At 59.5% G+C, this 25,975-nt stretch carries 25 protein-coding genes; 5 read left to right on the top strand and 20 right to left on the bottom strand.

Annotation, left to right across the window (positions count from 1 at the left end):
- Positions 1–11: 11 nt before the first annotated feature.
- From minE to NB231_RS01700, 9 genes are all read right to left on the bottom strand, one after another.
- Entirely contained in the window at positions 12–299 is a 288-nt protein-coding gene (gene minE / locus NB231_RS01740; RefSeq protein ID WP_004999238.1) for a cell division topological specificity factor MinE, read from the bottom strand.
- On the bottom strand, positions 296–1,111 hold the full coding sequence (minD, locus tag NB231_RS01735) for a septum site-determining protein MinD (protein WP_004999237.1): 816 nt from the start codon (positions 1,109–1,111) through the stop codon (positions 296–298). The genes minE and minD overlap by 4 nt, the downstream gene beginning before the upstream one ends.
- 109 nt (positions 1,112–1,220) lie before the next feature.
- Positions 1,221–1,943: a septum site-determining protein MinC gene (gene minC, locus NB231_RS01730; RefSeq protein WP_004999236.1), complete on the bottom strand. Its 723-nt coding sequence runs from the start codon at positions 1,941–1,943 to the stop codon at positions 1,221–1,223.
- A gap of 125 nt (positions 1,944–2,068) precedes the next feature.
- Positions 2,069–4,006, bottom strand: a complete 1,938-nt coding sequence (gene htpG / locus NB231_RS01725) for a molecular chaperone HtpG (RefSeq protein ID WP_004999234.1) — start codon at positions 4,004–4,006, stop codon at positions 2,069–2,071.
- Positions 4,007–4,109: 103 nt separating this feature from the next.
- Positions 4,110–4,655, bottom strand: a complete 546-nt coding sequence (locus NB231_RS19310; protein WP_084766194.1) for a methylated-DNA--[protein]-cysteine S-methyltransferase — start codon at positions 4,653–4,655, stop codon at positions 4,110–4,112.
- A gap of 80 nt (positions 4,656–4,735) precedes the next feature.
- A complete protein-coding gene (gene galE / locus NB231_RS01715; protein ID WP_004999230.1) occupies positions 4,736–5,725 on the bottom strand; it encodes a UDP-glucose 4-epimerase GalE in 990 nt (329 codons plus the stop codon).
- 99 nt (positions 5,726–5,824) lie between these two features.
- Entirely contained in the window at positions 5,825–6,757 is a 933-nt protein-coding gene (fdhD, locus tag NB231_RS01710; RefSeq protein ID WP_004999228.1) for a formate dehydrogenase accessory sulfurtransferase FdhD, read from the bottom strand.
- Positions 6,758–6,766: 9 nt separating this feature from the next.
- Positions 6,767–9,094, bottom strand: a complete 2,328-nt coding sequence (locus NB231_RS01705) for an FdhF/YdeP family oxidoreductase (protein ID WP_004999227.1) — start codon at positions 9,092–9,094, stop codon at positions 6,767–6,769.
- A gap of 159 nt (positions 9,095–9,253) precedes the next feature.
- On the bottom strand, positions 9,254–11,242 hold the full coding sequence (locus NB231_RS01700) for a polysaccharide biosynthesis protein (protein WP_004999226.1): 1,989 nt from the start codon (positions 11,240–11,242) through the stop codon (positions 9,254–9,256).
- 439 nt (positions 11,243–11,681) lie between these two features.
- On the opposite strand from NB231_RS01700, the gene NB231_RS01695 reads away from it, so the two are divergent.
- The gene (locus tag NB231_RS01695; RefSeq protein ID WP_040661566.1) at positions 11,682–12,347 is read left to right on the top strand and encodes an SDR family oxidoreductase; all 666 of its coding nucleotides are present in this window, start codon (positions 11,682–11,684) and stop codon (positions 12,345–12,347) included.
- A 191-nt stretch (positions 12,348–12,538) separates the two neighbouring features.
- Here the strand turns inward: NB231_RS01695 and NB231_RS01690 are convergent, their stop codons facing one another.
- Positions 12,539–13,015 (bottom strand): YbhB/YbcL family Raf kinase inhibitor-like protein, encoded by a 477-nt coding sequence (locus NB231_RS01690; RefSeq protein WP_004999224.1) that lies wholly within the window; start codon positions 13,013–13,015, stop codon positions 12,539–12,541.
- A gap of 27 nt (positions 13,016–13,042) precedes the next feature.
- Positions 13,043–13,645, bottom strand: coding sequence for a hemerythrin domain-containing protein (locus NB231_RS01685; protein WP_004999223.1), 603 nt, complete (start codon positions 13,643–13,645; stop codon positions 13,043–13,045).
- A 290-nt stretch (positions 13,646–13,935) separates the two neighbouring features.
- On the opposite strand from NB231_RS01685, the gene glpE reads away from it, so the two are divergent.
- Entirely contained in the window at positions 13,936–14,259 is a 324-nt protein-coding gene (gene glpE / locus NB231_RS01680) for a thiosulfate sulfurtransferase GlpE (protein ID WP_004999222.1), read from the top strand.
- A gap of 139 nt (positions 14,260–14,398) precedes the next feature.
- Here glpE and NB231_RS01675 read toward each other — a convergent pair whose 3' ends face one another.
- From NB231_RS01675 to NB231_RS01655, 5 genes are all read right to left on the bottom strand, one after another.
- Positions 14,399–14,923 carry a peptidylprolyl isomerase gene (locus tag NB231_RS01675; RefSeq protein WP_004999221.1) on the bottom strand — a complete coding sequence of 175 codons (525 nt, stop codon included), beginning with the start codon at positions 14,921–14,923 and terminating at the stop codon, positions 14,399–14,401.
- A gap of 421 nt (positions 14,924–15,344) precedes the next feature.
- A complete protein-coding gene (locus tag NB231_RS01670) occupies positions 15,345–15,587 on the bottom strand; it encodes a hypothetical protein (RefSeq protein WP_004999219.1) in 243 nt (80 codons plus the stop codon).
- Positions 15,588–15,885: 298 nt separating this feature from the next.
- Positions 15,886–16,221, bottom strand: a complete 336-nt coding sequence (locus NB231_RS16555; RefSeq protein WP_004999217.1) for an ATP-binding protein — start codon at positions 16,219–16,221, stop codon at positions 15,886–15,888.
- Between the two features lie 193 nt (positions 16,222–16,414).
- Positions 16,415–17,317 carry a hypothetical protein gene (locus NB231_RS01660; RefSeq protein ID WP_004999216.1) on the bottom strand — a complete coding sequence of 301 codons (903 nt, stop codon included), beginning with the start codon at positions 17,315–17,317 and terminating at the stop codon, positions 16,415–16,417.
- Between the two features lie 178 nt (positions 17,318–17,495).
- Positions 17,496–19,493: a TonB-dependent receptor gene (locus NB231_RS01655; RefSeq protein ID WP_004999214.1), complete on the bottom strand. Its 1,998-nt coding sequence runs from the start codon at positions 19,491–19,493 to the stop codon at positions 17,496–17,498.
- A gap of 86 nt (positions 19,494–19,579) precedes the next feature.
- Between NB231_RS01655 and NB231_RS01650 the strand changes: the two genes are divergently transcribed.
- Positions 19,580–19,873 carry a hypothetical protein gene (locus NB231_RS01650; RefSeq protein ID WP_004999212.1) on the top strand — a complete coding sequence of 98 codons (294 nt, stop codon included), beginning with the start codon at positions 19,580–19,582 and terminating at the stop codon, positions 19,871–19,873.
- Positions 19,874–20,111: 238 nt separating this feature from the next.
- On the opposite strand, the gene rfbD is transcribed toward NB231_RS01650, so the two are convergent.
- The 4 genes from rfbD to rfbB are packed head-to-tail and all read right to left on the bottom strand — an operon-like array spanning position 20,112 to position 23,529.
- Positions 20,112–20,987: a dTDP-4-dehydrorhamnose reductase gene (gene rfbD / locus NB231_RS01645; RefSeq protein ID WP_004999210.1), complete on the bottom strand. Its 876-nt coding sequence runs from the start codon at positions 20,985–20,987 to the stop codon at positions 20,112–20,114.
- Positions 20,984–21,532 carry a dTDP-4-dehydrorhamnose 3,5-epimerase gene (rfbC, locus tag NB231_RS01640; protein ID WP_004999208.1) on the bottom strand — a complete coding sequence of 183 codons (549 nt, stop codon included), beginning with the start codon at positions 21,530–21,532 and terminating at the stop codon, positions 20,984–20,986. Before rfbC ends, rfbD begins: the two co-directional genes overlap by 4 nt.
- A 12-nt stretch (positions 21,533–21,544) precedes the next feature.
- Positions 21,545–22,438 (bottom strand): glucose-1-phosphate thymidylyltransferase RfbA, encoded by an 894-nt coding sequence (gene rfbA, locus NB231_RS01635; protein WP_004999207.1) that lies wholly within the window; start codon positions 22,436–22,438, stop codon positions 21,545–21,547.
- A 2-nt stretch (positions 22,439–22,440) separates the two neighbouring features.
- Positions 22,441–23,529, bottom strand: coding sequence for a dTDP-glucose 4,6-dehydratase (gene rfbB / locus NB231_RS01630; protein WP_004999206.1), 1,089 nt, complete (start codon positions 23,527–23,529; stop codon positions 22,441–22,443).
- Between the two features lie 214 nt (positions 23,530–23,743).
- Between rfbB and NB231_RS01625 the strand changes: the two genes are divergently transcribed.
- Both NB231_RS01625 and NB231_RS18185 read left to right on the top strand, forming a co-directional pair.
- Positions 23,744–24,961 carry a multidrug effflux MFS transporter gene (locus tag NB231_RS01625; protein WP_004999205.1) on the top strand — a complete coding sequence of 406 codons (1,218 nt, stop codon included), beginning with the start codon at positions 23,744–23,746 and terminating at the stop codon, positions 24,959–24,961.
- Between the two features lie 580 nt (positions 24,962–25,541).
- Positions 25,542–25,892, top strand: a complete 351-nt coding sequence (locus tag NB231_RS18185; RefSeq protein ID WP_156776858.1) for a hypothetical protein — start codon at positions 25,542–25,544, stop codon at positions 25,890–25,892.
- Positions 25,893–25,975 lie beyond the last annotated feature (83 nt).

The raw sequence follows: 25,975 nt of genomic DNA, 5'->3' as shown, positions 1-25,975 counted from the left end.
GGCGACTGGGCTCAACGTACCCGGACGGAAGTCTCCGGGTCGTCCGGAAGGGTGATATTGAGCTCTAAGACCTCGCAGTCACCTTCCTGATCCAGTTGCATGCGCACGGCATTGCGGTCAACCTGGATATACTTTCGAACGACCGCCAGCAGCTCATCCTGCAGCATGGGCAGATAGTCTGGCCCCCCAGCGCACTGCAGGCGTTCGCGGGCGACGATGATCTGCAACCGCTCTTTGGCGAGCGACGCACTCGACGCATTCTTTTTACGCTGGGAGCGGAAATAGCTCAAAAAACTCATGCGCTAGAGCCCCCAAAGAGCCGTCCGAACAACCCCTTCTTCTCGGTCAAGAACCGATGCTCGCGCTCTTCACCGAGGAAGCGCGCCACTGCATCCTGGTAAGCTTGGCCGGCATCGGAGCGTGCCTCCAATATTACCGGCATGCCGGAATTGGAGGCATTGAGCACCGTCGTAGACTCCGGTATAACGCCCAGCAGTTCGATGGCCAGGATCTCCTGGACGTCCTCGACGCTGAGCATTTCGCCCCTGCCCACCCGTGATGGTGCATAGCGGGTCACCAGCAAACGCTCTCGTACCGACGGCTCGCCACGCTCGGCACGTCGGGTTTTGCTGGCCAGCAGCCCAAGGACCCGGTCGGAGTCTCGCACCGAAGAGACCTCCGGGTTGGTCACCACAATGGCCTCGTCGGCGAAATACATGGCAAGGTAGGCACCGCGCTCAATACCAGCCGGTGAGTCACAGATGATATAATCGAACTCTTCGCTGAGTTCGTCCAACACCCGTTCCACCCCCTCCGTAGTAAGCGCGTCCTTATCCCGAGTTTGCGAGGCCGGCAAAATAAAGAGTCCGGGGACGCGCTTATCTTTGATCAGGGCCTGGTTGAGAGCCGCCTCCCCGTTGATGACGTTTATGAAGTCGTAGACCACTCGGCGCTCGCAACCCATAATCAGATCCAGGCTGCGCAGTCCTACATCGAAATCGATCACAACCGTTCGTCTACCGGCACTTGCCAACCCGGCTGCAAAAGCGGCGCTCGTGGTGGTTTTCCCTACCCCACCCTTGCCAGAAGTCACGACGATGATTCTCGTCACGTTGTTCCCCTCCCCCGAGGATTCGGTGGCTATACCAGCCCTCTGCTTATACGATCGACGGCCCAGCGGATTTTCGCCACGTTCCCCCCGAAAACCCCTCAGCAACCCTTTAGCCAAGGGGCGCAACGTACAACGAATCGCCTTGCAGGAAGATTTGCACTTGGCGGCCCCGATCGGCCTCACCGATCTGTTCGCTCACCTGGTAGTGCCCGGCGATGGCGATCAGCTCCGCGTTCAAGCTTTGACAGAAAATTCGCGCCTCGGTATTGCCCTGAACACCCGCCAACGCACGTCCCCGTAATGCACCATAAACATGGATGTTGCCATCGGCAAGCAGCTCTGCGCCCGGACTCACCGATGAGAGAACGATCAGATCGCCGCCGCGGGCATAGATCTGTTGGCCGGAGCGCACCGGTTGGTGCACGATGCGCCCCGGCACCGAACTCGCCTCCGAAGGCGAAGCCGACCCATCGTGACGCTGTGGCTCTGGACTGTCGGTGAGCTGCCGCAGGATCCCCAAGCCGGTCTCGGTGGCCAATCGCTCGAGATCCTCCCCCTCACCTCTGAGCGCAATGGGCACCAGCGCCCTGCGGCGCAGCTCCACGAGCAACGCCGCCAGCCGCGATGCCGATAATTCCGCAGCAACCACCTGTGGATCGAGGACGAGCGGTAACGCGCGAAGCAGATCGGGCGCGGCCGCCATTCGCTCATCCAGCTGCCTGAGGAGGGTTTCGATATCAGTACTACTCAGACGCAGCACCGTTAGGGTCACCATCCGACCTTTCAGGTCGAAAGTGGCCGCGCGGGATTCAGAAATTATTTGCGGGGCCATGCGCTTCCCTTGGCCGATACAGAATGGAGCAACGCGCCCCGCAGGCCATGTTCCTATTTACCCAAACAGGGCGCATCCAAGTCTTATAACGCGACCATCCGTTAGTCGCAAGATTAGTCGCAAGATTAGTCGCAAGCGTAACGCGTACTGAGTAGCCCATTCAAACGTTGGACAAATGCCGCAGGATCCTCCAGCTGCCCGCCTTCGTTCAACACGGCTTGCTCGAAGAGCAATTGCGCCCAATCCTCGAAGCGTCCATCATCCTGCCCCTCCTTAAGCCGGCGAACGATTTCATGCTCCGGATTGATCTCCAGGGCCGGTTTCCCGGCTGGCAGTGGCTGACCGGCAGAGCGTAGCATGCGCATCACCCCTGCGCCGAGTTCGTGCTCGCCCACCACCAAGCACGCTGGCGAATCGGTCAATCGGTGACTCACCCGTACATCAGAGACACGCTCATCGAGCGTCTCCTGCAACCGCCCCACTAGTTTCTTGTATTCCTCTTGAGCCTGCTGCAAGGCCGCCTTGCTCTCGGCATCTTCCAACCCGCCCAGATCAAGCTCACCCTTGGCGACCGAGTGCAACGGCTTGCCATCGTGCTCGAGCAAATAGGCCGCCAACCACTCATCCACCGGCTCGTGGAGCAGCAACACCTCCAGCCCCTTCTTGTTAAAGACCTCGAGATGCGGACTCCGGCGCGCCCCGCCCAAGGTCTCCGCTGTCACATAGTAGATTGCCTTCTGCTCGGGTTTCATGCGCTTGATGTAGTCTTCCAGCGAAACGTTGGCTTGGTCACTGGTATCATGCGTCGAGCAAAAGCGTAACAAACCGGCGATGCGTTCTCGATTGCTGGTGTCCTCGACCACGCCTTCCTTGAGTACGGTACCAAAGCGTGTCCAAAACTCTTGGTAATTTTTAGGCTCCTTTTTCGCCATTTTCTCCAGCAACTCTAGAATTCGGCGGATCGAGCCGGCACGGATGGTGTCGATCAGGCGATTGTGCTGGAGCAGCTCGCGGGAGACGTTCAACGGTAGATCATCGGTATCCACGATCCCCCGCACGAAGCGCAAGTAACGTGGCATCAGGTGTTTAGTGTCCTCCATCACGAACACCCGGCGCACGTAGAGCTTCACCCCACGGGTCTGCTCCCGCGCATACAGATCAAGCGGGCGTAGGCTGGGAATATAGAGCAAGGCTGTATAGGGGTGCGTACCCTCGACTTTGTAATGAACCCAATTCTGTGGCTCTTCGTAGTCATGGGCGACGTGCTTGTAGAATTCGATGTACTCCGGATCGGAAATCTCGATCTTGGGGCGCATCCAAAGTGCGGAGGCGCGATTGACCGTTTCCTCAGTCGGTTGCTCGCTAGGCTCGGCGGCCGCACCCTCTTTAGTTTCGTCCTTGGCTTTGTCCGTCGGCAACGCCGGCATGACGATCGGGAGCGAGATGTGGTCGGAGTAGCGTCGGATGATCTCCCGCAACCGTTTCCCATCCAAATACTCTTCGGCGTCCATGCGCAGATGCAGCACCACCGCGGTACCGCGTTGGGTACGGTGCTCGTATTCCACGGAGTAGGCGCCCTCGCCGGCGGACTCCCAACGCACGCCGTAATCAGGATCCTCGCCAGCTTTGCGCGTGTGCACGGTGACTCGGTCGGCGACGATAAACGCCGAGTAGAAGCCGACCCCGAACTGGCCAATGAGCCGGGCGTCTTGCGCCTGGTCACCGGTGAGCGAATCGATGAAGGCACGCGTCCCGGAACGAGCGATCGTGCCGAGGTTGTTCACTACATCGTCACGGCTCATGCCGATGCCATTATCGCTCACTGTGATGGTGCGCTCGGTGAGGTCGAAATCGACCCGAATCTTGAGTTCCGGATCGTCCTCGAGCAGCGACTCGTCACGCAGCGCGTCAAAGCGCAGCCTGTCGGTGGCGTCCGAGGCATTGGAAATCAGCTCGCGCAAAAAAGCCTCGCGGTTGCTGTACACCGATTGGATCATTAGCTTTAACAGCTGCTGAACCTCGGCTTGAAACTCGAGTGTTTCTTTCTCTGCCTGTACGGTCATGTCTGATCAACCCCTAAACCTGTGATAGCCGAATTCGATAAGTCCGATGGAAATGGGCGCGCGTATGTACTAATTCAAGCGCAGCGGCTCTTTATAACAAACGCTAGTTCCGTTCGTGCTCGAGCAACCAGCTTTTGACTGCGAGCATACTGCCCTCGAGAAAGCCGGCGAAGCCACCGATTCCGCCGGCGGCGATGACCCGATGGCAGGGAACGACCAACGGCACCGGATTGGCGCGACAAGCCCCACCAATCGCACGCGCCGAGGTGCGCAGATCCTGGGCCAATGCGCCGTACGTACAGACGCCGCCAGCCGGGATTCGCCGCAAACGCTCCCATACTCGGCGTTGGAACGCCGTGCCATTCGCGCGTACCGGCAACGCCAGGCGATGCTGGCCGTCTCTAAGGTAAGCCTCGAGTTCTGCCGTTACTTGCGCGGCAAAACCGCTCATGGCCCGCGTTGATGCAACCGCTCGACTCAACAATTCGAGCTCAGTGATTGCCGCCGCCTCGCAACGCACGGCAATTGCGCCGAAAGGCGCCGCGACCACCACATCGTAGTCTCCGGGCAAGGCGCTGTTCACTCTCTCATCTTCGAGTCGACCGACGGCCGGCCCGCGCATAATGCCGCGCACCTTCGATTCGGGCAAGCTTGTAGCCCCTCATCAAGCGTCGACATGCTGAGTGGGATCGCGACGAGTCGAATGAGCACGGCGCCGATTTCACCGAATCAGGCACGTTGCCGCATTGCTTGATAAGCCCGCTCCCAGGCCAGTGCATGAACGACGATTTGTTCCAGATCATCATACACCGGTTGCCAGCCGAGCACTCGGCGGATGCGGGTATTGTCGGCGACCAAGGCAGGCGGATCGCCAGGCCGCCGGCCGGCCTCCTCGACCGAAAAGCCCACGCCCGCGACGACCCGCACCCGATCCAGCACCTCACGCACACTGTAGCCATGCCCGTAGCCGCAGTTGAGAACCTCGCTCGCACCGCCCGCCGCCAAATACTCCAGCGCCATCACGTGGGCACGGGCAAGGTCCTCGACATGGATGTAGTCGCGTATACAGGTCCCGTCGGCGGTTGGGTAATCGGTCCCATACAGCTTCAGTCCCGAACGGACGCCGAGCACCGCTTCACAGGCGACCTTGATGAGGTGAGTTGCATGGGGAGTGGCTTGACCGATCCGCGCCGCGGGCTCGGCACCGGCGACATTGAAGTAGCGCAGAATCACGTAACGCAGTTCCGAAGCAGCCGCCAGATCTTGGCAGATACGCTCACTCATCATCTTGGAGGCACCGTAGGGGTTGATCGGCGCCAACGGCGCCTCCTCCGTTACCGCCCAAGCAGCCGGCAGGCCGTAAACCGCCGCCGTAGAGGAAAAGACATACCAAGGTATGCGATGGCGATCGATGAGCTCGAGCAGGCCGAGCGTATTGCCCGTATTGTTCGTATAGTAGGCGAGCGGTACAGCAAGCGATTCGGGAACCACCGTGCTGGCGGCAAAATGGATCAGCGCCTCGAAACGGCTGCGCTCCATGAGCTGGGATAACTTCTCGCGCTCTGCCAAATCCCCCTCGACCAACGGCGCATCAGCTACCGCCCAACGGTGCCCGGTGGATAGATTATCGTAGACGACGACTTCGTGGCCGGCGGCGACAAGCTGGCGAACGGCATGTGAGCCGATGTAGCCGGCGCCTCCCGTGACTAGAATTTTCATGATGCCTCCATCCCCTGGATAGCGGAGCAAAAACCACACAGGCACACATCAACCGGCGCGGCGGGGTAACCCGCGAATCCTGCCGACCAGATCACCCGATCACCCGTTCCCGTCAGCACCCCGATCGATGCGCTCCTCCCCGGTGTAGACATTAAAGCGGTCCTTGCGCAAAAAACTGACCAGCGTCGCGCCATAGCGCTTGGCGAGATCGACGGCCAAACTCGTCGGTGCACCGATGGAGACGAGCTTGGGGATTCCCGCCAACAGCGCTTTTTGCACCAGCTCAAAGGCCGCTCGGCCGCTGAATACGATGGTGGTATCGGAGGCCGGGAGCCTATCCTGCAAGAGCAAGCCACCAATGAGCTTATCGGTGGCGTTATGTCGGCCGACATCTTCGCGCCGCAGTATCGGTTCACCCTGCGGGTCGAACAAAGCGCTCGCATGGGAACCACCTGTGCGCGAGAAAATCGGCTGGGATGCACGCATGGCACGTTGCAGGCGGAACAAGTAGGCCGGTGTCAGAGGCGACGGACCGAGCGGTGGTCGGGAGCATATATTTTCCACGAACTCCAACGCCGCCTTGCTGCAAACGCCGCAGCTCGAGGTAGTGTAAACGTTGCGGCTGAGCCGCTTGAGATCGAATTGCACCGGCGGTTTGAGAAACACGTTGACTACGTTGTATTGCTGCGCTTCGCCTGTATCGGTGCAATAAGCTATCCGCTCGATGGCCGTGCGATCTCCGATCACTCCCTCCGAGAATAGGAAACCGGCCGCCAGCTCAAAGTCCGCCCCAGGCGTACGCATGGTCACCGCGAGACAATGCCGGCGCTGGGCACCCTTTTCCCAAGTAACCACTCGGATCTCCAGAGGCTCCTCGCCGACCACCTCGTCACTGCGCCGCTGGAGCCGCTGATTACGGTATTCAATGACCCGCCGACGGGCAATCGAGGCAGTCCGCGAAATCCGTTGCGAGTCGTAGGCGAGCATCGGATCCGCCGCGTAGAGTTTGGAGAGTTCGTCAGAAGCGCTCATGAGCAGAGCTTATAGGCGCATCGCGCTGGATTTGAGCGCGCTGTCATGTTCTCGCTCGCAGCGGCGCAGCGTAGCGGTCACATCCCGGTAAGCCGGGATCCGCGCCAGAGCGGAGCGGTTTTGCGGGTTAACCAGCACGTTCGCCTCCGGCCAATACACTTCCAAGGTACCCTCGCTCACCGGTGCGGCGAACAATCGACCGCAAAGGGCGCCGTGCTCGTTTTCCAGCACGACCTCATCGCCCTCACACAGCCGCAGGCGCTCGAGATCGGGTTGGCTAACGAGTATGGCATCCCGCGGTTTGGCGTTGATGGGATCCGATTCCTCATGCAGGATGCTATTGAACTGCTTGCCCCGGCGGTTGACCACGTGGAAGCGCCCATCGAGCGGCGCCTCATAGCCTAAGGGTACGGTGATGAAGTGAGCCTTGCCATCAGGTGTTGGAAACTTCCAGCCGGCGCAGAGGTGGCGTCCGCCGTACTGCACCTGATCGCCCTGTCGAGTAAGCGCCTCTATGCCGCGGTAGAGTGGGACGACCCGGCTGATCTCCTCACGCAACGCCGGCGTCCCGGAACACTGCAGTCGATCGGCGAGCTCGGGGCGCACCCGCCGGGCCAGCTCCAAATAGACCTCCCACTCCGGTCGCGCCTCGCCAATGCGCGGGCCGGGGATTTCCGGGCTGAAGATGATACGCCGTTCCGTCGTCGTTTCGGTCACCCCGCCCGGCATCTCGTAGCGAGTTGCCGCCGGCAGGAGCAGGGTAACCTCCTTAGGCTCAATCAACATCTGCGAGGCGAGCACGATATCGAAATGCACCCGCAGGGGAATGTTGGCGAGCGCCGCCTTGACCTGCTTCGGATCGGGTAGCACTTCGTTGAAGCTGCCCCCGACCGAGCAGAGCACGTCAATTTCGCCAGCCAACGCCGAGCCGATCATCTCCGCCGTGGTCAGGCCCGGTTGCTCGGGAACCGCAAATCCCCAAAGCTCGGCCATCTGCCGTGCGCTCTGCGCATCCACGGCGCGCCCACCGGGGAATGCGGTGGCGTAGGCGCCCATCTCCGCGCCGCCCTGCACGCCGGAGTGGCCACGGATGGGCATCAGCCCACAGCCCTCCCGACCGACGTAGCCCTTGGCCAGGGCGAGATTGACCAGCGCATAAACGTTCTCCTCGCCGCGGGCATGCTGAGTGATTCCCATACCCCAAACGAACACGGCCCGCGCCGCCCGGGAGAGCATCTCGGCGAACGCCTGCATTTGCTCTCGGGGAACGCCGCTTACGCGCGCGAGCGCATCCCAGCTCATGGTCTCGACCAGCGCACGCAGCTCGTCGAAGCCGCGCGTGTGCTCGGCGATGAAACGATGATCGACCCAGTCTTGCTCGATCATGGCCTTGAGCGCACCGTTGAGAAAGGCGATATCGCCACCGGCGGAGATCTGGAAGAAGCGGTCGGCCATCCGCGTGCCGAACAGCGCGCTTTCCAGGTCCGAAGGAACCCAGTTGTGCTCGAGCGCCGGTTCCCGGTAGGGATTGATGACCGCCACCTGGGTACCGGCCTTACGGGCATAGTAGAGATACTTCATGATCATCGGCTGGTTGTTCGCGACGTTGGAGCCGACGAAGACGACCAGGTCCGTGCCGATGAGATCGCGATAACTGCAAGTGGTGGCGCCGACCCCGAGGGTGGCCTTGAGACCAAAAGTGCTCGGCGAGTGGCAGATGCGCGCGGCATTATCGACATTGTTGGTGCCGATGGCGCGAGCGGCCTTCTGGAAGGCGTAGTAATTCTCGTTCGGCTCGCCGCGGCTGGTCATATAAAAGTACAACCGTTCCGGGTGACTCGCCCGGATCCGCTCGGCAATGAGCGACAGCGCTGCCTCCCACGAGATCCGCCTGAATCCCGGCTCACCCCGACGGCGGATCATGGGATGGGGCAGGCGCCCTAGCGCGCGTAGATCGCGCGCGCGCCAGCGCTGCAAAGCGCCCGCATCCGCCAGCTGGGCGGCATCGAGCGGCGGCATCGTGTTCAACCGCAATAGGCGCAGGCGGACATTGCACAGATGGATGTTTTCCATCGTCCAATCGCGCAGCCCCGTGGTGCCAAGCGAGCAGCCGTCGCAGACGCCATGGTTGAGAATGCGCCAGGCGTAATCGAGGTTGTCCCGGTTCTCGTTTAGCGCCCGGAAAATCTCGGCGAAATTCTCCCGATGGCGCAGCGGAACCTTGCTGGCCCAAAGGGAAGGCATCCAGCGCCGGCGCGGCGCACGCACCGGATCGATCGGGTGAGGCAAGCGCAGAGCCTCGCGCGCCAAGCGCATGACCGCGGTCAGCTTGTTCATCGTCACGCACCCTGGCAGCGACGTACAAGATCAGGGTACCACTTTTAACGGCAACCGATTCCGGCTGCGAACGTTCAGCTATAAGCGAAACCCTATAGAGGGAACGCGCAAACACAAGCCCCGCTTGACCGTTTCTGATCTGACCCTTTCTCTAATGTCCTAAGATTTGGGGGGCTGCGCGCGAGAGGCGGCGACAGCAAGCCCTTCTTCGATATGCCGGACAATCGCCACCGACGGCCGGGGCTCGCGCTGCCAGATCAGATCATGGATATCCGGCGTCGGCTGGAACCCGCTCACCGATTCCAAGAGCAGCTTGCGTACCGCCTCGCAGTTGAACCGATCGCAGGCTCGCAACAGCTTATCCAGGTGGGGCTGCAGCTGGGGCCAAGGCTGAAATGACTCCTGGGCCTGCCGAATCATCGGGTGCTGCGTAGGAGCGTCGACAGCGCCGATCAAAAGCTCTTCATAGAGCTTCTCGCCCGGACGTAGACCGGTGAATGTGATGGCAATGTCACCGTCGGGGTTCTCCTCGTCGCACACCTCATAGCCCGCCAGATGAATCATGCGGCGGGCCAAATCTACGATTTTCACCGAATCACCCATATCCAGCACGAAGACATCTCCACCCTGACCCATGGCACCCGCCTGGATAACGAGCGCGGTCGCCTCGGGGATGGTCATAAAATACCGGGTAACTTCCGGGTCGGTGACGGTAACCGGGCCGCCGCTTTGAATCTGCTCGCGAAACAGCGGTACCACAGAGCCAGAGGAGCCGAGCACATTGCCGAACCGAACCATGCAAAATCGGGTCGCCGGCCCACCTTCCCGAGTACCTCGATCGTGCAGCCCCTGCAGCACCAACTCCGCCAGGCGCTTGCTCGCCCCCATGACATTGGTCGGGCGCACGGCCTTGTCCGTTGAAACCAGCACGAAACGCTCGACTCCGGCCGCCAGCGCCGCCTCGGCGGCATACCAGGTGCCGAATATGTTGTTGCGCACTCCGCTGATGTAGTTATGCTCGACGATGGGCACGTGCTTATAGGCCGCGGCATGGTAGACCGTGTGCACACCCCAACCGGACATCACCCGCCGCAGCATCGCGCGTTCCGTGACAGAGCCCAGCAAGGGAACCACTTCCGCGGCTATGCCTTCGGCTTGCACGATACGCTGCAACTCCTGCTCGATGCGGTACAAGGCGGGCTCGGAGAGCTCGTATAAGATCAGTGCCTGCGGAGCCAGGCGCAGGATCTGCCGGCACAGCTCACTACCGATCGTCCCCCCGGCTCCGGTAACCATGACCACCTTGCCGTGGATGCATTGCCCTAACAACCGCTGCTGCGGGATCACCGGGTCACGCCCCAGCAAATCTTCAATGTCAACTTCTCGGAACTCGTCGACTCGGGCTGCCCCCGAGACCAGATCCGCCAGGCCGGGCAAGGTCTTCACTCGGACCGGCAACGGCTCCAATCGGTCCAAGATGGCATTGCGCCGTAGCCTCGACAACGAAGGCATAGCCAGCAACACATAGGAAACCTCGAGCGCCGCGGCCAGCTTCGACAGAAGCTCGGGAGAGTGGACTTTGATGCCGTGCATCACCATGCCCTGCAGAGCCGGATTGTCGTCCACGAAGGCCACCGGCTCGTATTCGTTACCATTGAGCAGCGCGGCCGCGCTTTGCAGGCCCGCCGCCCCGGCCCCATAAATAACGACCGGCTCCTTATTGGTACGCCGCCGAATGAGGCTTTGCAGCGAGGTGCGGATGAGAAACCGGCTGCCCCCGATATAGAGTAAGGCAAACAACGCATACAGCAGCACCACCGAGCGGGGCAGGCCACGCATGTCCAGCATCAGGCTCATCGCGATGATCAGCAGCGCCGATAGTCCCACCCCATTTACCACGGCAAAGACCGCCTGGGTGCTCATGTAGCGCACTATGGCCCGGTACAGACCGAGTGCATACAAAATCGGGATGGTCAACAGCGGCGTGGCTATGAACAGCCACCAAAAGCGATCCAGGTAGGGCGGCGCGACAGTACCGAAGCGCAGAGCAAACGCGGACCATACCGCGAGCGGCAGCATGGCCATATCCGCCCCCACCATAATGAGTTGCTTCGTGCGACGGGGCAGTGCGGCGAGTTTCCGATGCATCTTGGTTCTCATTCCTTGGCTATATGCCACCCCCTTAGTCTGACGGCATTCTTTTCGCCATCCTAATCTCCCTTATCCTTTTCACAACCCCCAAGAAAGACCAATGATCCGATTTGCACGCGCTGATTATTGCGCCAAATAGCTGGCTGTCATCATTACCGGTGCGGTCTCCAACAGACACGCCGGCCGCGATCAACCGGCAAGGCCAGCCACGCGACACACCCGATAGTAGAAAGATACAACAGCTCGCGGCAAGCCTGAGTGCGATGCAATTTTTCGTATACAAATACGCACGTTATCATATATATTTCATGCGAATTGAAGCCTCGGCCTGCGAACGCCCCAGGGCGCCTCTATTTAGTCGGCCATATTTTGCGTGGGTCCCGGCGCCTCGGCTGTAAACCGCTCGATCATTCACTCTGTCAAGCAGGAGACCTTTATGAGCCAGACCGTCGTAATCACTGGCGCGAATCGCGGTATCGGACTGGCGTTGGCCCGCACCTGGAAAAACCGCGGCGACGAAGTCATTGCCGTATGCCGTCAGCCTTCCGAAGGGCTCGAGGGGCTCGGCGTGCGGATAATCGAAGGGATCGATGTCAGCCGGACCGCCGACGTCCAGCGACTCCGTGCGGCGCTTGATGCGGCTCGCATCGACATCCTCTGTAACAACGCCGGCATCATGCGCAGCGAAACCCCAACTGCCATGGACTTCGCGTCGATTCGCGAGCAGCTTGAAATCAACACCTTGGGCCCATTACAGGTAACCTTCGCCCTACTGGATCGAATGGCAGGCAAGGGCAAAATCGGGCTGATCACCTCGCGTATGGGCTCGATCGAAGACAACACTTCCGGCGGGAAATACGGCTACCGGATCAGCAAGGCCGGCCTCAATGCCGCTGGCAAATCCTTGGCGATCGATTTGAAACCCCGGGGTATTGCCGTGGCCATTCTGCACCCCGGCTACGTACGTACCGATATGACCCACCATAGCGGACATATCGAACCGCAAGAAGCGGCCGAGCGACTGGTTCAGCGGCTGGATGAGCTGAACCTGAGCAACACCGGTACCTTCTGGCATTCAGATGGCAGTATCCTGCCCTGGTAGGGTAGGCCGCGCAAAACAAAACGTTCCCTGACTCTAAATCTAATTTCGCTGGTGCCTACCGGCAGCAGGAGCTGATTTTTGGGGTTGGCGAGTGATGGTATCGCATAACCGCACCCCAGCCCCGTTTGCCGAAGTCCTCGCACCGTCGAGCGCCCTGGTAGCAACTGGCGCAGTGAAATCGAGCAAAGGTTTCAGCCGCGTCGGTATATTCCGACCAGCCGGTTCATGCCCAGCACGTGCGGCTCAGCCTGCTCGAGAAACTGCCCCAGAGTAAGCCCCGGCGCCAAGCCTAATGCCTGATCCAAGGCGAGTACCCAGAAGAAGTAATGATGGGTGCCGTGACCTTCGGGCGGCATCGGTCCACCATAGGCGGCTTTGCCGAAATCGGTAAACCCCAGCGTGCCCTCGCTGCTGCCCTCCTCCAAGCCCGTCATCGTACCGGGAAGATTGTAGAGCACCCAATGCACGAAGCCGTACGCGCCCATTTTCACCAAAGGCGCATCGGGATCATGGCAAATCACGCCGAACGATTGCGTGCCCTCGGGCACACCGACCCATGCCAGCGGCGGCGAGACGTCGATCCCTTCGCCGGTGTACCGTGCGGGTATCTTGCCGTGGTGCGTAAACGCGGTGCTCGTCAGTTGCATGTTCGACAGCGCGAATCCCATCTGTCTCCCTCCTTCACTGCTTTTTCATTAATCCGTTGCGCAGGCGCTGCAATACGACTCACCCGCCCGGCCGGACTCGCGCTGAGCGGTCTCGATCGTGATGCAATCGTGCAGCGCCTGATACTCCGCTGCGACCTCGGGTCCAAACAGCGGGTCCGGTCGGCGATGAAACATTGTCTCGATCTGAAGCCAGTCCACCGCCGTTAGCGATGTCTCGGCCGCCGTGAGGATCTCCTCGTTCTCACGTTGCATGTGAGCCCGGTACTCACGCGCGAAGGCATTCCCAGAGGCGTGCACTTCCGCACGCGCGACGAGATCTTCATTCAACACCCGTTCGACAAGGGTCAGGCTTTGCCAACCGAGCGTGGCAAGTCGGTCGTGCTCTGCAAAGAAATATTCGACCACACTGGCCATGCCCGGCACGCGTTCGGCGAGCCGGTCATACACCAAATCTTCATAGGGATGGTGATAGTGGTTAGGGTACTCCATGAGGTAATGCAGAATATTCCGCATCAAATGATAATCGGGAGTTCGCTCCCCACGGATGGCATCCAGCTGCCGCTCAAGCACATCGAGCAGCCGGGATAAATCCCGATGCTCTTGCCTGAGACGTTGAATGGCCGTAACCATGACTTATCTCTCCGCTAACGGACTTGCTACTAACTCGGCAACCCTCCTTGGCACTTCCGGCCGCTGACCGCTGTTCATTTATATAAATACATTACGAATATTAGTTTGACTGCGGGTGATTCTCAATGCCTGACATGGATGGGCCCATTCCCCGTACAACCTTGAGCCGAGTCCAGCTCCAAGATGACCGACTGACTTAAAATGCGTACACTGGGCGAGCCAGGCATAGAAAGCCAAACTGTTAATTTTCTTGATCATCATCACTGTTTTACCAACCAACAGGCCAAGCCATGCCAGGATTCAAGCACCTTTCCCCCGAACAAGCCCATACGATGATGCAGGAACAGGATTGCCAGGTTGCCGATATCCGGGACGAACACTCTTATCAACAGGGGCATATTCCCAATGCGGCGCACTTGAACGAACAAAGCCTGCCAGGCTTTCTCGAGGCTGCAGATCGTGATCAGGCATTAATTCTTTATTGTTATCACGGCAACACCAGCTTGAGCGCAGCCCACTTCTTCGTCGAAAAAAACTTCACCGACGTGTACAGCATGGACGGTGGGTTCGAAGCCTGGCGCATGAAATTCCCACAAGAAGTGAAAGCGGGCTGATTGGTTTTTATTGGGTATGCGAACCAGCCTATAGTGGGACGATCCGCGCGATAAGCAACAGCTCGGCGCGCCAATGTCCGCCCGGAGAAGGGCGTTGTGATCAGCTCCAGGCAATCACAACGCCTTGGGCGCCCTCAAATTATTTGGCCAGGGCGGGAAAGTTGCGGTCTATGGCTGTGTTCCATTCCTTGACTCGGTCCTGCAGCCCTCCGAGCAGCTCGGCGACATCGCCTTGTACGGAAATGCTCACCAGCGTATCGCCGCGTTGGATGCTATCCACGACCTCTTGATCGGCAGCCGATACCACCTCACCAAACACCGTATGGGCACCATCGAGATGCGGAGTGGGCGTGTGGGTGATGAAAAACTGACTGCCGTTGGTACCCGGCCCCGCATTCGCCATGGAGAGCACACCGGGTTTGTCGTGGCAAAGCGTCGGGCTGAACTCATCTTCAAACTTATACCCCGGTCCGCCGGTCCCCGTGCCCAACGGGCACCCCCCTTGAATCATGAAATGAGGGATCACGCGATGAAAGAAAAGACCATCGTAGAAATTTCTCTGCGCGAGATTGACGAAATTGGCTACGGTAACGGGCGCCGCATCCGCAAACAGCTTAAGGTGAATGCTCCCTTTACTGGTTTCGATCGTTGCTGAGATATCCATTTTCCAACCCTCGCCTGCTCTGTTAATAAACGTGCTGCTTTTGAATACTGGAGCGGGCTTTTCCGCCCAAGTCGTTTTTTCTAAGGATCGCGGCCTCTTGCATCATACCTCGAATGCTGCCCCGCAGGCGCGGCTTGCCCCAGACAGCAAACCGTGGGCCGACCTCGAGCTGCGTGCTTCGGCTGATTTTTACCGCGCCGAGATGACAAAAAGCGCTGAATCCGCTTTCCTAATACCACTCATTTTACAGGCTGCACTTAACATTTCACCCCAAAGGATCGGCTGCGTGGACAGGCGAGCCAACGCAGGCGCGATAGTTTGGAATCGGGGTCAAGCACTAACGGGGGCTGGTTAACTAAACGATGCGGCAGGGATCGAGTTGATCCCTGCCGCGTGAGAGTGAGTTGTAGAGCCGCTAAACTCAGGCGCTCTGGCTCTGGACGATGGTGCCGTTCAAGTTGAACACGCCAGGCCCTTTGATGCCGACTGCCGTGTTGTTGACCTGGGCCACCTGAATCTGCTTGGTGAACTTCTTATCCAAGCTTAGTGAGTGGTGCATGTGAGGCATGAGGTGGCCGCCGTACCAGCCGCCCTTCACCCGCAAGCTCGCCTGCCGGTCCAGAGTCTCGGTCGCATTCAAATCACGGATCATGATGTTCGCCATGGTCTTGCTCTCCTAAGAATGGTCTCGGTTGTCGATCAAAAGCTCGTCTGCCCTTCAGCTCCGAGAGCCGTCTCGCTCTCGTTGCTTAAATAAATGCAGATCACATGCCAAAACCGATACAAAACTAAAATAATTTATATAATGCTGTTTTTATTGAATTTATTATGTAATACTTGGAGAGATCACTTGTCCAAAGACCATTAATCACCCATTTAAGTTTTTTTATAAAAACATTTTTCAATTAAATGGCTGATAAAAAACAACTAATTATGACCCAAGCCTCACCGAACCAACCCACTCAGAGTTCTACCGCCCGCAGTCGCCCTCGGAAAGCGCGCTCAGCCAGTCCCACTAGATGCCTGTGATGAGTAAAAAATAACACCTGCGTGCGGCGTGCCAGCATCGCCAAGACTTCCAGCCCGGCCACCGCGCGTGCGTCATCGAAATTGACAAACAGATCGTCGGCTACGAACGGCAACCCAGGCGCCTTGCCCAGGCATTCCTCGATCGCAGCCACCCGCAGAGCGAAGTAGAGTTGGTCCGCAGTACCGTCGCTCATACCGCTGACGCCTACCCGGTCGCCGCTGGCGCGCAAGCCGGTCAGCTCCGGTCGAGCCCGCTCGTCGAAATCCACCTCCAGATGGTCAAAGCCCCCGAGCGCAAGTGTCTTGAACAGCTCATAAGGCTGCCCACCACCCCCTCCCTACTTTTAAAGAGGAGCGCCGTGGGCAGCCGTTGGTCATGGCGGTTTTCCAACGCCTTCGTGCTCGAGAGCGGATGACACTTGCGCGCCGCGGCGAGCGCAGCAGTCAAACCCTCAGCAGGGACTAGGCCTCATCGAGAGCAGGCTGGCGAGACTCCGCGGCCGATTGCCCGGGCGCGTCGGCCATATTGTAGGCGGCCTTCAAGGCACCCGTCGCCTTATCTTTGAGCTCGATCTTGGAATTGGAGTAATAACCGATCTCGATGTCTTCGGTCGATTGCACCGAATTGGTAATGCCGCCTTTCGCCATGACACCCGCGACACCCAAGCTCCAGAAATGATGGTCCTTATAGGTGGGGTTGTAATTCACGGCTGTATTGCCGATGAGGTAGGCGTTATAGCGAATTCGTACTTTCATCACGCCCCGACTGGCAGAGAGCTCGGCGAGAACGGACTCGCCGGGATCAAGCTCTACACTCACCCCGGACGATGAACCTACAGTGATCGATTTCGACTCCTGCCCCCCGACTCCCCACGACTGGCTGTACGACAGCGAAGTCTCCCCCTCGGCCCCGGCACCGAGAAACTTGACACCGTAGGAGAACTTCTGCCCGATCGTAAGCGTGCCGCCGGTACTCCAGTTGGAGGACGTGGTGTTGTTCACCGACTCCGTGATGGCAACGTTAAAGGTGCCTTTCTGGCGGCTATTATTCACGAACTCCTGAGTCTTGACGATCACCGGCTCCGAGGTGATGCCGAGAATCTCCGCGCTCTGGACGACCAGGATCATTTGGACCTGCGGCCAACTGTACTTCTTGTAGAGATCACCCCACGGCGTCGGGCTATGCAAGTACACGTCGTTCGGGCTTTTCCCGAAATACGCCTTGACGGCGTCCTTGAGTTGCTTATCGCCAAGATGGAAAGTCGTCCGTTCCTGATCCGTAATGACGTGCTGCACGGTTCCGGTGGCGTTTACGCTTGATGCGGATTTGTCGTGACCGGCGACGATGCTGATACTGATGCCCATGATGTGTTTTCCTTGGTTAACAGGGTTTTCATCCTTGCCTTCGAGTCTTGAAGGGAGTCGACTCCAGGGAAGCCTTAACCTACTCATCCAGTCGAAAAAAGAATGAGCACACCATCACAAAACCTGCCCGGTCCCGATCCAGGCGCAGGAAACTCCGAATACGAGGGAAACGCAGCTGTCAGAACTGGATATTGACTCCGACGATGGCCGAACGTCCCTGCAGCGGTGCCCGGTCCTTGATAAAGGAGTTGTGCCGCCGGGCAGTTTCATCCAGCAAATTCCTGCCGCGCAGAAACACCTTCGTCTCCAGCGGATCGACATACAACGTATAGCTAAGCCCAAGATCCAGCATGGTATAGCCGCCGGTTCGCGTCTCGAGCGGGGCGGTTGCATTTTGGGTGAACACCTGCGTAGTCTCGAGATTGGCCTCGAGCGGACCGCGGTGATAATCGAGACCAAAGCCCAACCGCGCCGGTGAGATGCGCGGCAGATCGGGACCGCCGCTGAGTTGGCCGCGGACCCAATCCCCGAACAATCGCGCATCGAGCGTCCCGTTGGCATTGTCGAACAACCCGTATAAGGCCTCCATCTCTGCGCCGAAGAACAAGGCGTCGGTCTGGGTGTAATCGACCAGCAGTAAATTACCGCCGGGATTGCCTTCATCGTCGACCCGGTCGGCAGACCCGTCACCGTCGCGATCTTGCGATTGCGCAAAGATGAAGTTATCGATCAGGTTGACGAACACATTGGCGCGCCACGTCAGACGCCCATCGGTCTTGCGCAAGCTCAGATCGAGGTTATTCGAGGTCTCCGCATTCAGCCGCGTATCACCGATTTCAAATGTTCCAGTGGCGAAATGCGGTCCGCCGACCAGCAGCTCCACCAGTGCCGGCGGCCGCTGCGCGCGGGTAGCCGTCAAGCCTACGGCATACCCTGGCGTAAAATTCCAGATAGCACCACCGGAAAGACTATAAACTGTATGATTGATGTCATTGTCTCCGGTCATACTCGGGTCGATAGCCTGGTGCTCGACGCGACCGCCGACCTCGAAATGCCAGTCGCGCCAATCCGTGTCCTCAAACAAGAACATACTCACCGTTCGTTGTTTGGCCGGCTGCACGAAAGCCTCTTCACCTGTGGCTTTAAAGTCGCGATGGACATATTGCACGCCAACGGTACCAGTCAGCGGACCAACGGGCTTGTGATTGAATTCGAGCCGCCCCTCCCAAGCCTTGTTTTTGAAGACCGTGCCGACCTCACCCGGACCCTCGAACTCGGTATGATGGTAGTCATTATAACCGGCGCGAATACTGATACTGCGCAGACCAGCGAATGGATCGTCGAGGCGGCCGGCGAGGTCCCAACGATTCTGATCTAAATCGATGAAGACCGCCTCGTCCGGCTCCTGCGGATCGATTGGAATGCCATACTTCGTTTGGTACCGACCGAAGGAAAACCCGAAAAAGCCACGGCTACCGACCCAGGAGGTCCCAAGATTGGCTTCCTGGGTCTCGACAAAGCTGTTTTTTACAGTGCCGTTCGCAGCCCTGTAGTCATCGGTGTCGCGAGTCAGACCATCGAAGTGCAAGGCCAATTGATCAAAGCCGCCCCTCACCCGCACGCCCCCCAGCTTACCGTTATTAGCCGATTCGTATTGGCCGCGCAGGTTGGCCTCGAATTCGGGCACATACTCGGGAATCCGGCCGGTGGTGACGTTGACCAGACCGCCCGACAAACCGCTGCCGTACAGCAGCGTAGCCGGGCCACGCATGATCTCGATCTGCTCGGCCTGGAACGGTTCGACGCTCGTTTGATGATCGGGGCTGATGGTCGAGACATCGAGCGTGCCGATGCCGTCGCGCAGCACGCGCACGCGCGGACCGCCAAGGCCCCGGATCACCGGCCGGCTGGCGCCGGCGCCGAATTGCGTGCCGGTCACGCCCGGCTCCCGATTCAAGGTTTCGCCAAGGGTATTGGCCTGACGGCGTTCCAGCTCCTCGCCGGAGAGAATGCTCACCGGCTGCGCGGTGTGCTCCAGGCTTTGCGAGCCCGGTGGCCGCGCGGTAATGCTCAGTGGCTCCAGCATGACCGGACCGTCGTCGCCATCGATGTTTTGTGCCGACGCGCCGACAGATACCAGCGTAGCCAGCAACAAGCAGGCTGCATGACGATGCATCAGATTGCGTCTCCCCGAAAACTGCAATAAAGCGCGCCGCTCAGGGCCGCTTGGACCAGCGCTTATGCTTTGGAAACGAGCCGGTAATGGGAGACGACCGGTGGGGCGCGGATCGGCGGTCCGTGACGCGGTTCCGATTGCACAACGGCGGGCCGCGAACCGATCCGATATGGCTGTTGGAAACGAGGAGCAACGAACTGCAAGGGGACCGAGGGAAGTGGTGCGGCGAAGGAATGCGCGAGCTGCGCGATCTGGCAATGGTCGTGTCCCGCACTGGGCAGGTGGGCCGCACCATGCTGAGCAAGGATGAGCTGTGCGAGCAGCACCACCACCGCCATAGCAATGGCAATGCTGTGCCCGCGCAGCCGCAGCTTATCTAATACCCCGCTCACACACGCAACACTCTAGTTTATCTGCTGGGGCAATATTGGCACACGTACGGACCTGAGCGTAAGTAGCGCCGATGTGCAAATGGGGGTGGTCTACTGAGAACGTAGGCCGCCCGGATGGCCCCTGCGCGCCTACAAGGATATATTCACGGCGTGTCTCAGCAAACCGCCCTGCTTCCACTCGGCTGCCATTTTTGCAATAGGCGGATCATTTTACTAGGGCCCCAAGCTAAGAATCGCCGCCAGCCTTCGCCACTGCCGCCAAGGTGTCGGCCAGGGCGGCGCTCCAATGCCCTGGGGTCAAAGCCAGCGCGCGCCATGTGGCTGTCTTATCCAGAACGCTGAAAGCCGGCCGGGACGCCGGGGTCGGATATGCACTGCTCGGCACCGGCAGCACGGCTGCGGGGCGCTGCAGCAAACCCAACGCCATCGCCGTTTGCCGAATCGCGACGGCAAAATCATACCAGCTCGCCACGCCCGCGTCTGTCCAGTGCTGTATTCCGCTCAGCAGTCGTCCCTCGATCGCCCGCCAAACGCATTGCGCAAGGCCAGCGACAGCCGTGGGCGTACCGATCTGATCATCCACGACGTGGAGTTCCGCACGGGTGCGCATGAGCCGCAGCATGCTGTGCACGAAATTGCTCCCTGTCTCCCCGTAAAGCCAGGCGGTGCGCAAAATGAGCGCATCGGGCTTGATCGCCTGCGCCGCCTGCTCCCCGGCGAGCTTGCTGGCGCCGTACACGTTCAGCGGATTCGGCTTGCTCTCAGGCGTGTAGGGGCGACCCTGCGCACCGTCGAAAACGAAATCGGTGGAGATATGCACCAACCGACAGCCGAGCTCCCGAGCGGCCCGGGCCATGTGTTCCGCCCCACCGACATTGACCGCATAGGCCGCCGCGCGCTCGGTCTCCGCCTGATCCACGGCAGTGTAGGCGGCTGCATTGACGATCACCGCCGGCTCCATGGCGAGCACGCGCGGCACGCTCTGCGGCTGCGTGACATCGAGCGCGTCACGGCCGTACGCCAGCAACTCCACACCGGCGGGCGCCAGCCGCACCAGCGCACGCCCCAGCTGCCCATTCGCGCCCGTGACGAGCACTTTCATGGAAACAGCTCCGCATCGCTAAAGGCCACCCCGGCGCGATCCTTCTCCGAGAGCAGCGGCGCGGCGTGAGTCGGGATAGGCCAGGCGATATCAAGCTCGGAGTCATCCCAGCGAATGGTGCGCTCGTGCTGCGGCGCCCAAAAATCCGTGCACTTGTAGACGAACTCGGCGTGCTCTGCGCTCACGTAGAAGCCGTGGGCGAATCCGGGCGGTATCCACAGCATGTGCTTGTTCTCCTCGGAGAGCTCGACCCCTACCCATTGGCCGAAACTCGGCGAGCTGCGGCGCAGGTCCACTGCCACATCGAACACCGCCCCCGAGACTACCCGCACGAGTTTGCCCTGGGGCTGGCGGATCTGGTAGTGCAAGCCGCGCAATATGCCGTGCCGCGAGCGGCTGTGGTTGTCTTGGACGAAGCGGACATCGAGCCCCGCGTCTTGGAATTTACGCTCGTGCCAGGTTTCCATGAAATATCCCCGCGCATCACCGGCCACCTGGGGTTTGATGAGAATGACATCAGGCAAGCGGGTTGGGATGAAATCCATATCAAGCCCTGCTCAGAAGACGCGTTCATGCAGGATGCGCAGCAGATACTGCCCGTAATCGGTCTTCGCCAGCGGCTCGGCCAACCGGCGCACTTGCTCGGCATCGATGTAGCCCATGCGGTAGGCGGTTTCCTCCGGCGAGGCGACCTGCAGACCTTGGCGCGTCTCGATGGTTTCGATGAACGCACTCGCCCGGGCCAGGGATTCATGGGTGCCGGTATCGAGCCAGGCAAACCCCCGACCCATCACCTCCACAGAAAGCCGCCCCTGCTCTAGGTAAGCCTGATTGACGTCGGTGATCTCCAGCTCGCCACGGTCCGACGGGCGCACCGCCTTGGCGATCTCGACCACCGCGGAATCGTAGAAATACAAACCCGTGACCGCATAACGCGAGCGCGGCTTGGCCGGTTTCTCCTCAAGGCTCACGGCGCGACCGGTGCCGTCAAACGCCACCACTCCATAGCGCTGCGGATCGGTGACTGGATAGGCGAATATGGTCGCGCCCTCCGCCCGCTGAGCGGCTCTATCGACGAGCTGACTGAGCTCGTGCCCCTGAAAGACATTGTCGCCCAGAACGAGCGCGCAGGGCTCGCCGTCGATAAACCGCTCACCGATCAAAAACGCCTGCGCCAATCCTTCCGGGCGTGGCTGCACCTGATAGCTCATGCTCACCCCCCACTGCGCACCGTCGCCTAGCAGCTTCTGAAACAACGGCGTGTGCTCAGGCGTGGAGATGAGCAAAAACTCCCGGATCCCCGCCAGCATGAGCGTAGTGAGCGGGTAATAAATCATCGGCTTATCGTAAATCGGCAGGAGCTGCTTGGAAACGGCGGTGGTGATCGGATACAGCCGAGTACCGGCACCGCCGGCGAGAATAATCCCCTTGCGCCGCGGCCGCATCGCCATGGTCAAGCCCCCTGCCGTCCGGACAAGGGCACCGGCTGGGCAGCGGCGTCTTTCAGGCCGAGACGTACACCGTCGTATTTGGCCGCCAATTGATTACACCAATCCGGGCGGTCCAGATACCAGCGCACGGTTTTCTCGAGCCCGGAGTCAAAGCTCTCCTCCGGCGACCAACCCAGCTCCCGGCGTACCTTGCCGGCATCGATAGCGTAGCGGAAATCGTGGCCGGGGCGGTCGGATACGAACTCGATCAAGCGCGCATGGGGCTGCGTCTGCGGTCTAAGGCGATCGAGCTGCGCGCACAGCGTTTCCACCACCTGCAGATTGGTGCGCTCGGCGTTGCCGCCGATATTATAGCTCTCCCCCACGCGGCCGCGGGTCAGCACGCGCACCAGGGCGCGGGCGTGATCGTCGACAAACAACCAATCCCGCACATTACGGCCATCGCCGTACACGGGCAACGAACGACCGGCAAGCGCGCGGGTGATCTGCAACGGAATAAGCTTTTCCGGGAACTGATACGGCCCGTAATTGTTGCTGCAATTGCTGAGTACCGCAGGGAAACCATAAGTGTGGCACCAGGCACGCACCAAGTGATCGGATGAGGCTTTGCTTGCCGCATACGGCGAGTTGGGCCGGTACGGGCTTGCTTCCGTGAAACAGCCGTTCGCACCAAGCGCGCCGAACACCTCATCGGTGGAAATGTGGTGGAACCGAAAACGTTCTTGCTCGGTCGGCGCGAGTTCCGTCCAGTAGGCCCGTGCCGCTTCGAGCAGGCAATACGTACCGTGGATGTTGGTGCGGATGAATTCGGCAGGCCCGTCGATGGAGCGATCCACGTGCGATTCCGCCGCCAGGTGCATGACCGCATCCGGCTTTTCACTGGCAAACAACGCGCGCAGCGCGGCCGCATCACAGATATCGGTATGATAAAACCGGTACCGCGGGTCTTGCGCGACCGAGGCCACCGTACTCGGATCGCCCGCGTAGGTCAGCGCATCCACATTGACCACGCAGTGCTCGGTCTCCCCTATCAGATAGCGTACGAGCGCCGAGCCGATGAATCCCGCGCCCCCGGTAATGAGGATTTTCACACGAACGTCCTTTGTTGTGATAGCTCGAAACAGCCCGACCGACCGCGCATACCGGCGCGCCACGCGCGTCCTTAGTCTATCGACCCACGCTGCGGCCGGCCATGCTACCCTCGAGCGCGCCGAACGGGCTTGTCCTATTTGCTAAGGCTCCTTTTTTACACCCGCACGGAAACACATTCAAATACGCCGTTCAGTAATACACGGGGAAACCGGAATGCTGCGACTGCGCTCCACTGCGGCAACGCTGGCGCTGGCATCGTTCGTTGCCCTCGGTCCGCTGGCAACGGACATGTACCTACCAGCGCTGCCCGCCATGGCAACGGCGCTGAACGCTACCCCGGCGCAGGCCCAGCTCACCCTCAGCGTTTACATGATCGCCATCGCCTTGGCCCAGCTCGTCTACGGACCACTTTCCGATCGCTTCGGGCGCAAACCACCGCTGCTGGTCGGGCTGGTGCTGTTCACCTTGGCGAGCCTCGCCTGCGCGCTGGCGCAATCCATCGAGGCCGTGATCGCTTTCCGCTTCCTCCAAGCGCTCGGGGGCTCGGCCGGACCGGTGCTCGGGCGCGCCGCCGTGCGCGACGTGCACGGCCCGCTGGAGGCGGCCCGCATCCTTTCCTATCTCGGCGCCGCCACAGCGCTCGCCCCGGCGCTGGCACCGATCGGCGGCGGCTACCTGCTGGCGGCCTTCGGCTGGCCCTCGGTGTTCATCTTTCTCGCGGCCTACGGACTTGCCGCGACGGCGCTGCTCTGGCTCGCCCTGCCGGAACCACTGGCACCGGCGCAGCGCCAGTCGATCCACCTGCACTCGATCGTGCGCAACTACCGCTTTCTGCTGCGGCATCGGGAATTCGTCGGCTACATGCTCGCTTGCGCCTTCACCTTCGCCGGGCTGTTTGCCTTCCTCTCCGGGGCCGCGTTCGTGCTCATCGAGTTCCTGGGCATCTCCGCGCAGCACTTCGGCTATTACTTCACCCTCGCCGTGGGCGGCTACATAACCGGCACACTGTTCGCCGGCCGCCTGAGCCGCCGGCTCGGCATCAACCGACTGCTGCTGATCGGCGGCGTGATCGCCACCCTCGGCGGTGCGCTGATGGCCGCGCTGGCGCTCGCGCAAATCTTCACAGCGCTGGCGGTGATGCTACCGATGATGCTCTACATGATCGGCGTGGGCATCGTGCTGCCCCAGTCCACCGCCGGCGCCATCGGACCATTCCCCCAGATAGCCGGCTCCGCCTCGGCCCTGCTCGGTATGGTGCAAATGTCGATCGCAGCCGCCGCCGGCATACTCGTCGGCCACCTGCACAGCGGCACCCCACTTGCCATGGCCGCCATCATCGCCCTCATGGGCACGGCGGGGTTGGCGAGCTTTTTCGGATTGGTTTGGCTGCCGGGGCGGGCGCTGCAGGAGTGTAGTGTCAAAGAGGTATAGGGGCAAAGATCAATGCAGAAACCTTGGAAGTCTCGGGCTATTCACCACATTAGCGCAATCAATTCACAAGTTGTTGATTTTAAAGAATTACGCAAACTTTCCTCCGTTTGTGCCCTCGTGGTCGGAATGACATAGAGCGCGGTTACCCCAAAGCCTTTCATCCATTGCATGGCAAAACAGACTTTAGTTCCAAATATTCTTGCCGATTACTCTGAAATAGGATTAACGAAAAAACGTCGTTGTAAACAACATGGATCGCAAAGGGAATGAGCATGCAACACTCGGTCATTTGGCCAACGTGCCATCACGAACACCCACCGCTCCACAGCAGAGCCATAACAAGACACCGGCTCCTTCAACACCCATTTCCTGCAGATAACACTTCTCGTGTACACGAACGCAACGAATCTTGTCTAAATAGGTTGGCTCGGTGCGGATGCTGTAGTGACGGCTCCTGCGCCAGAATGCTTCCCCTATCATTAGTCATAGAACGAAACCATTCTTAAAATTCCATGCCTGAATAAACGTCATTTATAGTTTCTGCTTATAGTCAAACGAACAACTTTAGAAAGGAGTAATAATGAAAAAAATTATGACGTTGTCTTTAATAATGTTATTTTGCTCTGGATGCACAAACAGAATTGGCGATTTTACTATCGCATCAACAAAAAATATGGATATTAAAAAAACACTCCATAGAGTTGATGAAAGTGTGCGCTTAAAAGATAAGGATGTGAAACACATAATTATTTTCTTCCCAACAGGCATTCCAAATATCAAAGAAGCCATGGATAATGCTATCGAACAGAAACCTGGTGCTGTAGGACTATCAAATGTCACTGTCAAGCGTGGTGGCTGGTATATTCCTTTTATATATGGCCAAGATTATTTTGAAGTTGAAGGGAATCCCGTTTACGAAGTAAAAAAATGATTTAGCCTGATCGCTTCAAAAACTCGGTGCGAGTGGTCAGTTTTACACCAATACGAGATCGAATCATGGTTATTCGGAAACAG

This window comes from Nitrococcus mobilis Nb-231 (genome assembly GCF_000153205.1).
In the GTDB taxonomy this organism is placed as follows: domain Bacteria; phylum Pseudomonadota; class Gammaproteobacteria; order Nitrococcales; family Nitrococcaceae; genus Nitrococcus; species Nitrococcus mobilis.
This window is presented reverse-complemented; position numbering and strand designations above follow the sequence as displayed.